This window comes from Streptomyces sp. NPDC107538 (assembly GCF_055657445.1).
The window spans coordinates 456,547-468,894 of sequence record NZ_JBVKAY010000006.1; the positions used below are offsets into that span (position 1 = coordinate 456,547).

Consider the following 12,348-nt stretch of genomic DNA (forward strand, 5'->3'; position numbering starts at 1 on the left):
TCAGTCGCCCGGGGGCGAGTCCGCCCGGTCGGCGGCCCGCGCGGGCAGTTCCCTGATCCGGATGTCACGGAAGGACACCTGGTCGTCGGCCCCGTGGTTCTGGATGCCGAAGTGACCGTCGCGCAGGCTCCGTACCGGATCGGTGTTGGTGAAGTCGTTGATCTTCACGCCGTTGAGCCAGACGCGGAGACGCTCGCCCTCCACCCGGATCTCGTAGGTGTTCCACTCCCCCGGCGGGTTCAGCGCGCGGTCGCGCTTTCTGAGATCGGCGGAGCGGAAGCCGTAGACGGACCCGGTGGTGCGCTCGGGCACGTCGGTGGCGTCGATCTGGACCTCGTAGCCGTTGTTCACGGCCGACCAGGGGTCGTCCGAGGGCGGGAAGCCCACGAACACACCGGAGTTGTCGTCACCGGCGGCACCGGACATCCGCCAGTCGAGCTTCAGCGAGTACGAACCGAAGCTCCGGCCGGCGTACCAGAGCATGCCCATCCCGCCGGACGACGTGATCGTGCCGTCGTCGGACAGGGTGAAGGAGCCCGGACCTGCCTGCCGCCACGCCGAGAGCGAGTCGGCGGTGCCGTCGAAGAGCGGCCGGTAGCCGTTCTCCGGCCGGCAGTCGGCCTGGGACTCGCCGATCGCCCACCGGATGCCGCCCAGCAGATGCTGCCGGAAGGCGGGTTCGGCGAAGGACTCCTTGGTGTGGCCGCCGCCGGTGTAGAAGGCGCGGCCGCCCTGGTAGTTCTGGCACCAGGCGATCGGATGGTCGCCGTTCATGGTGCCGCCGCTGTACGACGACTCGTCGAGCGAGGCGAGGACATGGGCCCGCTCACGGGGGTTGGAGCGGTAGTTGTACCACTCGTCCGTACGGTTCCAGGTCGCGCCCAGACCGGCGGTGGCCGGGTGGGCGTGGTCCTCGATGTCGACCGTCGCGGGCTGGATCGCGGGGTGCGACTGGAAGTACGCGCCCGCGAGCCCGCCGTAGAAGGCCCAGTCGTACTCGGTGTCGGCGGCGGCGTGGATGCCGACGTACGCGCCGCCGCGTCTGATGTACCACTCGAACGCACCCTGTTGGGCCTCGTTCAGGACGTCACCGGTGGTCGAGAGAAACACGACCGCGTCGTAACGCCGCAGATTGCGGGCGGTGAAGGAACCCCCGTCCTCCGTGGCGTCGACCGCGAAGCCGTGGGCGGCGCCCAGTTCGCGCACGGCCGTGACGCCCTCGGGGATGGAGTCGTGCCGGAACCCGGCGGTCTTGGAGAACACCAGCACCCGGCGTTCGTCCTCATGGCCTCCGGAGCCTCCCGGACCTCCGGGGCCGCCGTGGCCCCCGGAGCCGGCCGCCTCATTCGACACGGCGGGCCCGGACACACAGCCGATCAGCAGGGCGGCGCCGGCCAGCGCGGTCAGCAGTCGTCGGTTCGTCGGCATGACGCCCCCTCACCGCTTCGTGAAGGTGAAGTCGTCCACGTCGAACAGGCCGCCGGAGCCGGTCCCCTTGAACACCAGGTAGAGCGTGGTGGTGCCGCGCGGGGCCTTGGAGAGGTTGGCGGTGACGTCCTGGAAGGTGTCCCAGCCGCCGGTCACCGGCACGGTCGTGCTGCCGAGGACCCGGCCGGTCGGGGAGCCCGCCCTGATCTCCAGCTTGCCGCCGGCGCCCCCGGAGGAGACACGCGCGGTGACCTTCGTGGCGTTGGAGAGGACGTACGGCTCGAAGGAGATCCAGTCGCCGTTGTCGATGTCCCCGACCGTCTTGCCGCCGTGCGCCGTGTCCTTGGACTGCACCGCGATGCCGGACGAGTCGCCGTAGTGCTCGGCCTGGCGGTGGGTGGGCTGGACCACGTTCTGGTCGTGGGTGGTGAGCGGGGCCTGGCCGCCGCCTCCGCCGTCGGTGTACTCGGCGTCGAAGACCCCGAAGATGTTGGCGTTCTCGTCGTGGCCGCCGTCGGCGCTGGTCTGGATGGTGCCGGTGCAGCCGTTGGCGGAGGTCACCGGGTGGCCGTGGCTGTCGTGGCCGAGGATGAAGGTGACCTTGACCTTGGCGCAGTCGATCGGGCGGCCGTCCTCCGGGTCGCTGACCTTCACCTTGAACGGTACGGCGTCCCCGAAGGCGAACAGCTGTCCGTCCGCGGGAAGTTGCAGCTCTACCTTGGGCGCGGTGTTGCCGACGACGATCCGTACGCTCGCGCTGCCGGTGCGGCCCGTGGTGTCCTTCGCGGTCACGGTCGCCGTGTAGGTGCCGTTCTTCTTGTAGGTGTGCCTCGGGTTCGCGGCCGTGGACGTGGAGCCGTCGCCGAAGTCCCAGCTGTAGGTGAGGGCGTCGCCGTCCTGGTCGCTGGTGCCCTCGGAGGAGAAGCGGACCTTCAGTTTCGCCTGGCCGGAGGTGCGGTCGGCCGTGGCGGCGGCGACCGGGGAGTGGCCGTCGGTGGCGTTCTCGATCCGGTAGAGGGCGGAGTGCTCGTCGCCGCCGAACCAGGAGATGCCGTAGTCGAGGACGTACAGCGCGCCGTCCGGGCCGAAGGCCATGTCCATGATCTGGGTGCCGGTCCAGGGCACGTTGTCGATCGACTGGACGGTGCCGTCGGTGTCGCTGCTGATCCGCTTGATCCAGCGGCGGCCGAACTCACCGGCGAAGAAGTCGCCGTCGTACGCCTCGGGGAACTTCACCAGGGAGTCGAGCGCGGCGTCGTAGTGGTAGACCGGGCCGCCCATGGGGGACTCGGAGCCGTCGCCGAACTCCGGGACGGAGGCCCCGTTGTACGGGATCCAGGCGGGCTCGGCGGGCGGCAGGTCGGTGAGGCCGGTGTTGTTGGGCGAGGTGTTCTTCGGGGCCGCGCAGTCGAAGGCGGCGCCCGAGGTGCCGGTGGCGAAGTCGTAGTCGACGTAGGCGTCGTTCTTGCCGGTGCAGTACGGCCAGCCGAAGTTGCCCGGCTTGGTCACCCGGGCGAACTCGACCTGTCCGGCCGGGCCGCGCGACGGGTTGGCCGCGCCGGCGTCGGGGCCGTACTCGCCGACGTAGAGGATGCCGGTCTTCTTGTCGACGCTGAAGCGGAACGGGTTGCGGAAGCCCATCGCGTAGATCTCGGGGCGTGTCTTGTCCGTGCCGGGCGCGAAGAGGTTGCCTTCGGGGACGGAGTACGAACCGTCGGCGGCGACCTTGACGCGCAGGATCTTGCCGCGCAGGTCGTTGGTGTTGCCGGAGGTGCGCTGGGCGTCGAAGGCCGGGTTGCGGTTCGCGCGTTCGTCGATGGGGGTGAAGCCGTCCGACTGGAACGGGTTGCTGTCGTCGCCCGTCGACAGATACAGGTTGCCCGCCGCGTCGAAGTCGATGTCGCCGCCGACATGGCAGCAGATGCCCCGGGAGGCCGGGACGTCGAGGATCTTCGTCTCGCTGGCGGCGTCGAGGGTGCCGTCGGTCTTCAGGACGAAGCGGGAGAGCCGGTTGACACCGTCGAAGGGCGCGAAGTCGGCTGCCGTACCGGTCTCGGGGGCGTCACCGGCCGGGGTGTTCAACGGGGGCGCGTAGTACAGGTAGATGAAGCGGTTGTCGGCGAAAGCCGGGTCGACGCCTATGCCCTGAAGGCCCTCCTCGTCATGGGAGTACACGTCGAGCTTGCCCGCGAGCCGGGTGTTGCCCGCCGCGTCGGTCAGGCGGAGTTCGCCGTCGCGCGAGGTGTGCAGGACCGAGCGGTCGGGGAGGACGGCGAGCGACATGGGCTCGCCGACCTCCGGTTCGCCCTTGGCGAGCGTGACCTGCTGGAAGTCCTCGGCGGCAGCGGCGGGGACCTTCGGTTCGGCGTCGGCCGCGCCCGCCGCCGGTGCGGTGAGGGACAGCGAGGCGCCCGCGAGCAGCAGTCCGCTCAGCAGGGCGATCGGCCCGCGCACGCGGCGGCGTCTGAAGGGGCTGGTGGCGCTGGTGGGGTGTCTGGTGTCGTCGTACGGGTGCACGAAATGCCTCCAGTAAGGGGCTGGTCGTACGGAGGTGTACGGGTGTGTGCGGTACGCCGGGGTGCGCCGTCACCCCGGAAGACAGAGGTTCGTCACTCGTGGCCGACTACTCGTGGTCGGCTCATCGTGTGCTACTCGTGGCCGGCTACTCGTTGCCGCCGAACGCCGCGTCGAACGAGGCCGTCGGCGGTTCGAAGTCGAACGCCTTGAGGTGGGTCAGGGCCTCGGGGGCGCCCTGGAGCCGGTCCATGCCGGCGTCCTCCCACTCGACGGAGATCGGGCCCTTGTAGTCGATCGAGCGGAGCATCCGGAAGACGTCCTCCCAGGGCACGTCGCCGTGACCGGCCGACACGAAGTCCCAGCCCCGGCGCGGGTCCCCCCACGGCAGATGCGAGCCGAGGCGGCCGTTGCGGCCGTCGAGGCGCTTGCGGGCCTCCTTGCAGTCGACGTGGTAGATCCGGTCGCGGAAGTCCCAGAGGAAGCCGACCGGGTCGAGGTCCTGCCACACGAAGTGCGAGGGGTCGAAGTTCAGGCCGAACGCCGGACGGTGGTCGACGGCCTCCAGAGCGCGCTGGGTCGTCCAGTAGTCGTACGCGATCTCACTCGGGTGGACCTCGTGGGCGAACCGCACGCCCTGCGCGTCGAAGACGTCGAGGATCGGGTTCCAGCGCATCGCGAAGTCGTCGTAGCCGCGCTCGATCATCGACTCGGGGGCGGGCGGGAACATGGCGACCAGATGCCAGATGGCGGAGCCGGTGAAGCCGATGACGGTGTCCACGCCGAAGGCGGCCGCGGCGCGCGCGGTGTCGGCCATCTCGGCGGCGGCCCGCTGTCGTACGCCCTCCGCCTCGCCGTCGCCCCAGATGCGGGCGGGCAGGATGGCCCGGTGACGCTCGTCGATGATGGCGTCGCAGACGGCCTGGCCCACCAGGTGGTTGGAGACGGCCCAGCACTTCAGGCCGTACTTCTCCAGGAGTTGGTGGCGGGAGTCGAGGTACGACGGGTCGGCGAGGGCCTTGTCGACCTCGAAATGGTCGCCCCAGCAGGCGAGTTCGAGGCCGTCGTAGCCGAAGTCGCGAGCGAGGCGGCAGACCTCTTCGAGGGGGAGGTCGGCCCACTGGCCGGTGAAGAGCGTGAAGTCGCGCGGCATGGCTTGGTGCCTCCTCAGACCGCTGTGGGGGTGGGGGACGGGGTGTGGGTGGGCGCGTGGGTCGGGGTGTAGACGGAGTTCTTCTCGGCGCTCTCCTCGACCGCCGCGAGTACGCGCTGCACCTGGAGCCCGTCGGCGAAGGACGGGTCGGGCCGCCGGCCCTCCGCGACGGCGTGGACCAGGTCGCGGGCCTGGTGGACGAAGGTGTGCTCGTAGCCGAGGCCGTGGCCCGGCGGCCACCAGGCGTCCAGGTAGGGGTGGTCGGGCTCGGTGACGAGGATGCGGCGGAAGCCGGCGTGGGCGGCGGGTTCGGTGTGGTCGTGGTAGGCGAGTTCGTTGAGGCGTTCCAGGTCGAAGGCCAACGAGCCGCGCTCACCGTTGAGTTCGATGCGCAGGGCGTTCTTGCGGCCGGTGGCGAAGCGGGTGGCCTCGAAGGAGGCGACGGCGCCGGAGGCGAGGCGGCCGGTGAACAGGGCCGTGTCGTCGACGGTGACCGCGCCGCGTCCGGCGGTGCCGCCGGAGGACGCGAGACCGCTGGACGCCCCGGCGGGCAGGGGCCGTTCCCGTACGAAGGTCTCCATCAGCGCGGAGACCCCGACCACCGGCTCGCCCGCCAGGTACTGGGCGAGGTCGACGATGTGGGCGCCCAGGTCACCGAGGGCACCGGACCCCGCCGACTCCTTGCGCAGCCGCCAGGTGAGGGGGGCCTCCGGGTCCACCAGCCAGTCCTGGAGGTACGTCACCCGCACATGCCGCAGGGCGCCCAGCCGCCCCTCGGCGATCATGCGGCGGGCGAGTGCGGTGGCGGGCACCCGGCGGTAGTTGAAGCCGACCATCGCCAACTTGCCGTGCGCGTACGCCTCTTCGGCAGCCGCCGCCATGGCCTCCGCCTCCGCGACCGTGTTGGCGAGGGGCTTCTCGCAGAGCACGTGCTTGCCTGCGGCGAGCGCGGCGAGGGCGATCTCGGCGTGGCTGTCGCCGGGGGTGCAGATGTCCACGAGGTCGATGTCGTCCCGGGCGACCAGCGCCCGCCAGTCGGTCTCCGTGTCCGCCCATCCGTGCCGGTCCGCCATGGCCCGGACCGCGTCGCCGTCCCGGCCGCACACGGCGGCGAGCACGGGGGTGAACGGGAGATCGAAGACCCGCCCCGCCGTGCGCCACCCCTGGGAGTGCGCGGCGCCCATGAAGGCGTAGCCGACCATCCCGACCCGGAGCGCCGGTTTCCCTGGCCCCCCGGCGATCCCGGCGGGCCAGGTGCCGACGCTCGGGCCGGCGGTGGCCGCCGCCTCGGGAGGCCGCCTCGGGAGGCCGAACCCGGCCGCCGCGTCGCCGACGCGGGAGACGACAGTGACCGCCGCCTCGGGAGGGGAGCCCACCTCGGACACCGCCCCGGAACCCGAACCGAGGCCGACTGCCGCCCCGGAACCCGGACCGATACCAGGTACCTCCCCCGAACCCGAACCGAGGCCAGCCGCCGCCCCCGAACCCGGACCGAGGCCGGCCGCCGCCCCCGAACCCGAACCGTCACCAGCCACCGCCCCCGAACCCGAACCGAGGCCGGCCGCCGCCCCCGAACCCGGACCGAGGCCGGCTGCCTCCCCGGAATCCGGACCGACACCAGCGCCCGCCCCGGGGCCCGGAGCGATACCAGGTGCCGCCTCGCGGAGGGCGCCGGGAGCAGCCGCGGTCCCGGCCTGGTGGCCGGTATCGGCCGCCGCCCCGGGCCGGGCCGCGGCCACGGTCGGCGTTCCTCCGCCACCCGCGGTGTTCCCGCCTCCGGTGCTGCCGTCCGCCCCGGCGTCCGGCCCCGGGGCTCCCGACCCTTCCGCCTCGGCCTGGTCGGGCTGCTGCGGCTGTCCCATGCGTGTGTCCTCCTCGTGGTCGCGCGGTGGGGGGTGGGGGGTGGGGCGCGGCCCGGTGGTCCGGGGCAGCGTCCTGCCCGGGTTCCGGTCCCGGTCGGGCCCGTCCGGCGGGACTCGTCACTTGAAGCCGGTCGGCATGTACTGGTCGACGTTGTCCTTGTCGACGACCGCCGAGTAGAGCGTGAGCGAGGCCGGGATCTCGAACTCCGCGAGACCGCCGACGCCCTTGCCCTGGCCGAGGGCGCGGGCGAGGTCGATCGCGGAGGCGGCCATGGTCGGCGGGTAGAGGACGGTGGCCTTCAGCACCCCGTCGTCCTTCTTGATCGCCTGGAACGCGGAGAGCGCGCCCGCGCCGCCGACCATCAGGAAGTCGTCGCGCCCGGCCTGCTCGATGGCGCGCAGGGCGCCCACGCCCTGGTCGTCGTCGTGGTTCCACAGCGCGTCGAAGTTCGACTGCGCCTGGAGGAGTTGGGCCATCTTGGCCTGCCCCGACTCCACCGTGAAGTCGGCGGCCTGCCGGGCCACCTTCTTGATGTTGGGGTAGTTCTTCAGCGCGTCGTCGAAGCCCTGGGTGCGCTGCTTGGTCAGCTCCAGGTTGTCGAGTCCGGCCAGTTCGATGACCCGGGCGTCGCTCTTGTCCTTGAGCTGTTCGCCGATGTAGTGCCCGGCGTTGAGGCCCATGCCGTAGTTGTCGCCGCCGATCCAGCAGCGGTACGCCTGCGGGGAGTTGAAGATCCGGTCGAGGTTGACGACGGGAATGCCGGCCCGCATCGCCTTGAGGCCGACCTGGGTGAGCGCCTTGCCGTCGGCCGGCAGCACCACCAGGACGTCGACCTTCTTGTTGATGAGGGTCTCGATCTGGCCGATCTGCTGGGCGGTGTCGTTGGAGCCCTCGGTGATCTCCAGGGTGACGTCCTCGTACCGCTCGGCGCGGCTCTTGGCGTTCTGGTTGATCGCGTTGAGCCAGCCGTGGTCGGCCTGCGGTCCGGCGAAGCCGATGGTGACCGCCTTGCCGGGCTTGTCGTCGGAGGCGGGCTGCTCGTTCGCGGCCGGGTCGCCCTTGGTCTCATTGCTGGTGCAACCGGTGAGGAGGGCGCCGGCCGAGACGGCGGCGGTCCCGAAGAGCAGTCCTCTACGGCTGGTGAACTGTGACATGGCGGTGGACCTTTCCGGTTGCGGCTCTTCCCGTCGGCTCTTCGGGGTGGCAGGTCTTCGGGGTGGCGGATCGCCCGGGTGACGGATCGCTCGGGTGGCGGATCTTCCGGGTGGCGGATCTGCTGGGTCAGGTCGTGCTGGCCGTGCGTCGCTGGACCAGGACCGCGGCGACGATGATCGCGCCCTTGGCGATCTGCTGGACGTCGCTCTGCAGGTTGTTGAGCGCGAAGATGTTGGTGATCGTGGTGAAGATCAGGACGCCGAGGACGGAGCCGGTGATGGTGCCCCGGCCGCCGGTGAGCAGGGTGCCGCCGATGATCGCGGCGGCGATGGCGTCGAGTTCGTAGAGGTTGCCGTTGGTGTTCTGGCCCGAGCCGGAGAGCACGATCAGCAGGAACGCGGCGATGCCACAGCACAGTCCGGAGAGCAGATAGAGGTAGAGCCGCTGGCGGCGGACGTCGATGCCCGCGAGCCGGGCCGCCTCCGCGTTGCCGCCGACGGCGACCGTGCGGCGGCCGAAGGTGGTGCGGTTCAACACGAGCCACCCGATGATCGTCACGAACGCGAAGACCAGGACGAGCGGCGGGATGCCGAGGATGTACGCGTCGCGTTCGCCGAGGTCCAGGATGGCGTCGACGCTGACGACCTGGGTGCTGCCGTCGGTGATCTGCAGGGCGAGACCGCGGGCCGAGGCGAGCATGGCGAGGGTGGCGATGAAGGGGACCATCCCGCCGTAGGCGATGAGCAGCCCGTTCACCAGGCCGCAGCCGACGCCGACGATCACCGCAGTGAAGAGGATGCCGGCGAAGCCGTACTCCTGCGTGGCCACGGTCGTCGCCCATACGGAGGCCAGGGCGACGATCGCGCCCACGGACAGGTCGATGCCGCCGGAGGTGATGACGAAGGTCATGCCGACGGTGACGACACCGATCACCGAGGCCTGGGTGAGGACGAGTTGGAGGTTGCGGGTGTCGAGGAACTCGTCGGGCTTGGTGATACCGCCGATGAGGATCAGCGCGGCGAGGACGCCGAGGAGGGAGAGGGTGCGGACGTCGGCCCGGAACAGCATGGTCCGCCAGGCCGGGGGCCCGCTCGCCGCGGGGGCCTTGTCGATGCTGTCCCGGGGCGGGGACACGGGCTGGGTCATGACGCCGGGCTCCCTTCACCGGTCACGGGGCTGCCCGCGTCCGTCACGGGCCTCCCGGCACCGGGCACGGGGCTCCCCGCTCCGGCCACCGGGCTTCCATCACTGGCCACCGGGCTTCCTTCCATCACGAGGTCGAGGACACGGTGTTCGTCGAGTTCACGGGCGGGCGCGGTGTGGACGACCCGGCCCTCGCGCAGGACGAGCACCCGGTCGGCGAGGCCGAGGACTTCGGGCACCTCGCTGGAGACCAGCAGCACGGCGAGCCCTTCGTCGGCGAGCCGGCGCACCACCGCGTACAGCTCGGCGCGGGCGCCCACGTCGACGCCCCGGGTGGGTTCGTCGAGCAGCAGCACCCGGCAGCCGCGCAGCAGCCAGCGGGCGAGCACGGCCTTCTGCTGGTTGCCTCCGGAGAGGGTGCGTACGGGGACGTCCGGGTTGTCGGGGCGCAGCGACAGCTCGCGGGTCGCGGCCCGTGCGGCGCGGTGTTCGGCGCCGCGGTCGATCCAGCCGACGCGGGCGAAGCGGGACACCGAGGACACGGAAACGTTTCTGGTGACTGACTCCAGCATCAGCAGCCCCTGTGCCTTGCGCTCCTCAGGGGCGAGCCCGAGCCCGGCCCGTACGGCGGCGCGTACGCTGCCCAGCCTCAACTGCCGCCCGTTGACGCTCACTTGACCGGCGGTAGGCCTACGCGCCCCGTAGATCGTCTCCAGGATCTCCGACCGTCCCGAGCCGACCAGTCCGGCGAGGCCCACGATCTCGCCGGGCCGTACGTCCAGGTCGAGCGGCTCGAACTCACCGGCGCGTGCCAGTCCCCGTACCTCCAGCACGGGCGTGGCGTCGGCCGGCGGCGCGGGTGGCCGGTCGGGGAAGACGTATTCGACGTTTCGCCCGGTCATCAGTGCCACGACCTCGCGCGTCGGGGTGGACTTCGCGGGCAGCCCGCCCGCCACGGCCCGCCCGTCCTTCAGTACGGTCACCCGGTCGCCGATCCGCCGGATCTCCTCCAGGCGGTGCGAGATGTAGACGACGGCCACCCCGGCCGCGGTCAGGTCCCCCACGATCCTGAACAGGTTGTCGACCTCGTCCGGGTCGAGCGCGGCGGACGGCTCGTCCATCACGATCAGCCGTACGTCGTGGGAGAGCGCCCGCGCCATGGACACGATCTGCTGCTGGGCGGCTGACAACTCCCCGACCAGCCGCGCCGGATCGACCTCCGGGTGCCCAAGTCGCTTGAGGAGCGCGGCGGTCGACGTACGGGCCGCCTTTCCCCGTACGACGAATCCGGCGGCCGTGGGCTCGTGCCCGAGGTGGACGTTCTCGGCCACCGACAGGCCCTCCACCAGGTCGAGTTCCTGGTAGATGGTGGCGATGCCGAGGCGCATGGCGGCGATGGGGGACTTCAGGGTGACGGGTTCGCCCTGCCAGGTGATGGTGCCGTCGTCGGGCTGGTGGGCGCCGGCCAGGATCTTGATCAGGGTGGACTTCCCGGCGCCGTTCTGGCCGAGCAGACAGTGCACCTCGCCGGCCTGGACGTCGAGGTCGACGCCGTCCAGGGCCCGGACTCCGGGGAACGACTTGGTGATGCCGGACATGGTGAGCAGCGGTGGTTCTGGTGCCATGAGTTCCCCTTGGCGGGCGTGCGGGCCGGTTGCAGGGCGAATCCGCTTGCTGGGCAGGCGTGTTCGGGCAGAGCAGAGCAGGGCAGAGTGCAGTGTGGTGCTGGTGATCGCTGTCGATGCTGTCGCTGACGCGGACCTACACGGAGTGGTACGGGCTCACGCGGGTGAGAACAGATGGTCGCTGATGAGGCGGGCCGCGCCGATGACTCCGGCGGTGGGCCCCAACTCCCCCAGCACGATGGGCAGATTGCCGGTCGCGAGGGGCAGTGACTGGCGGTAGACCTGGGTGCGGATGGCGGCGAGCAGGGTGTGGCCGAGGCCGGTCACCCCGCCGCCGATGACCACCAGGCCGGGGTTGAAGAAGCTGACGAGTCCGGCGATGACCTGGCCGGTGCGGTTGCCGCCCTCGCGTATCAGGTCGAGGGCGGTGGCGTCACCGGCGGCGGCCGCGGCGGCCACGTCGACGGCGGTGAGGGTGCCGCCCGTCTCCAGACGGGTGGCGAGTTCCGCCGAAAGTCCCTGCTGGGCGGCGTCCTTGGCGTCCCGGGCGAGCGCGGCCCCGCTGAAGTGGGCCTCCAGGCAGCCCCGGTTGCCGCAGGCGCAGGGGCGGCCGTCCGGTACGGCGAGGATGTGCCCGATGTCGCCGGCGCTGCCCGTCGTACCGCGGTGGACCTCGCCGCCGACGACGATGCCGCAGCCTATGCCGGTGCCGATCTTGACGCAGAGGAAGTCGCCCACGGAACGGGCCACGCCCGCGTGCTGCTCCCCCATGGCCATCAGGTTCACGTCGTTGTCGACCATGACGGGACAGCCGAGTTCCTGGCTGAGCGCCTCGCGCACCGGGAACCCGTCCCAGCCCGGCATGATCGGCGGGGCGACGGGGACGCCCTCGGGAAAGCGGACCGGTCCGGGGACGCCGATACCGGCGCCGTCGAACCCCTCCGCGAGCCCCGAGGCCCTCAACTTGGCCGCCATGGCCAGCACTTGCTCGAAGACGGCGACGGGGCCGTCCCGTACGTCCATCGGCTGGTTGATGTGCCCGAGGATCTCCAACTCGGCGTTGGTGACGGCCACATCGATCGAGGTGGCGCCGATGTCGACGCCGAGAAAACGGAGTTGGGGGTTGAGCCGGATGTTGTGCGACCGGCGGCCACCGCGCGAGGCGGCGAGCCCGTCGGCCACGACCAGTCCCGTCTCCAGGAGCCGGTCCACCTCCACGGCCAGCTTCGACCGCGAGAGATCCACCCGATCCCCCAGCTGCGCCCGCGAGTTGGGCCCCCCGTCCCGCAACAGCCGCAACAGCCGTGCCTGATGCGCGTTCGCGGGCCGAGCCGTCATCCGTCTCACAAGCCCCTCCCCGCCTCTTGGCTCCGCCGTGCGTGCCTTTCGAGGGGAACGTAGCAGCGGATGCCCGACCCGGGAAGAAGTCTCGCAGGAATTACCGCAGACTTTCTCCACTGAGAGGAC

At 71.2% G+C, this 12,348-nt stretch carries 8 protein-coding genes; all 8 read right to left on the reverse strand.

From position 1 onward, the window contains the following. The 8 genes from ACZ7MG_RS23635 to ACZ7MG_RS23670 all read right to left on the reverse strand — a co-directional run bounded on the left by ACZ7MG_RS23635 (position 1) and on the right by ACZ7MG_RS23670 (position 12,219). Complete coding sequence (locus ACZ7MG_RS23635) at positions 1 to 1,428, reverse strand: ThuA domain-containing protein (protein WP_471383158.1); 1,428 nt, start codon at positions 1,426 to 1,428, stop codon at positions 1 to 3. 9 nt (positions 1,429 to 1,437) lie between these two features. Continuing rightward, positions 1,438 to 3,945, reverse strand: a complete 2,508-nt coding sequence (locus tag ACZ7MG_RS23640; protein ID WP_471383159.1) for a PQQ-dependent sugar dehydrogenase — start codon at positions 3,943 to 3,945, stop codon at positions 1,438 to 1,440. Positions 3,946 to 4,090: 145 nt separating this feature from the next. Then, positions 4,091 to 5,095 (reverse strand): sugar phosphate isomerase/epimerase family protein, encoded by a 1,005-nt coding sequence (locus ACZ7MG_RS23645; RefSeq protein WP_471383161.1) that lies wholly within the window; start codon positions 5,093 to 5,095, stop codon positions 4,091 to 4,093. Between the two features lie 14 nt (positions 5,096 to 5,109). After that, a complete protein-coding gene (locus ACZ7MG_RS23650) occupies positions 5,110 to 6,297 on the reverse strand; it encodes a Gfo/Idh/MocA family protein (RefSeq protein WP_471383994.1) in 1,188 nt (395 codons plus the stop codon). Between the two features lie 777 nt (positions 6,298 to 7,074). Continuing rightward, on the reverse strand, positions 7,075 to 8,112 hold the full coding sequence (locus ACZ7MG_RS23655; RefSeq protein ID WP_471383163.1) for a substrate-binding domain-containing protein: 1,038 nt from the start codon (positions 8,110 to 8,112) through the stop codon (positions 7,075 to 7,077). Between the two features lie 127 nt (positions 8,113 to 8,239). After that, positions 8,240 to 9,259 (reverse strand): ABC transporter permease, encoded by a 1,020-nt coding sequence (locus ACZ7MG_RS23660; protein ID WP_471383165.1) that lies wholly within the window; start codon positions 9,257 to 9,259, stop codon positions 8,240 to 8,242. Next, complete coding sequence (locus tag ACZ7MG_RS23665) at positions 9,256 to 10,881, reverse strand: sugar ABC transporter ATP-binding protein (protein ID WP_471383167.1); 1,626 nt, start codon at positions 10,879 to 10,881, stop codon at positions 9,256 to 9,258. The genes ACZ7MG_RS23660 and ACZ7MG_RS23665 overlap by 4 nt, the downstream gene beginning before the upstream one ends. Before the next feature lie 156 nt (positions 10,882 to 11,037). Next, on the reverse strand, positions 11,038 to 12,219 hold the full coding sequence (locus tag ACZ7MG_RS23670; RefSeq protein ID WP_471383169.1) for an ROK family transcriptional regulator: 1,182 nt from the start codon (positions 12,217 to 12,219) through the stop codon (positions 11,038 to 11,040). Positions 12,220 to 12,348 lie beyond the last annotated feature (129 nt).

Bases quoted from the DNA above. Each gene is read 5' to 3' on its own strand.
- ACZ7MG_RS23635 (WP_471383158.1), bottom strand. From the start codon at position 1,428: ATGCCGACGAACCGACGACTGCTGACCGCGCTGGCCGGCGCCGCCCTG.
- ACZ7MG_RS23645 (WP_471383161.1), bottom strand. From the start codon at position 5,095: ATGCCGCGCGACTTCACGCTCTTCACCGGCCAGTGGGCCGACCTCCCC.
- ACZ7MG_RS23650 (WP_471383994.1), bottom strand. From the start codon at position 6,297: ATGGTCGGCTACGCCTTCATGGGCGCCGCGCACTCCCAGGGGTGGCGC.
- ACZ7MG_RS23655 (WP_471383163.1), bottom strand. From the start codon at position 8,112: ATGTCACAGTTCACCAGCCGTAGAGGACTGCTCTTCGGGACCGCCGCC.
- ACZ7MG_RS23660 (WP_471383165.1), bottom strand. From the start codon at position 9,259: ATGACCCAGCCCGTGTCCCCGCCCCGGGACAGCATCGACAAGGCCCCC.
- ACZ7MG_RS23665 (WP_471383167.1), bottom strand. From the start codon at position 10,881: ATGGCACCAGAACCACCGCTGCTCACCATGTCCGGCATCACCAAGTCG.
- ACZ7MG_RS23670 (WP_471383169.1), bottom strand. From the start codon at position 12,219: ATGACGGCTCGGCCCGCGAACGCGCATCAGGCACGGCTGTTGCGGCTG.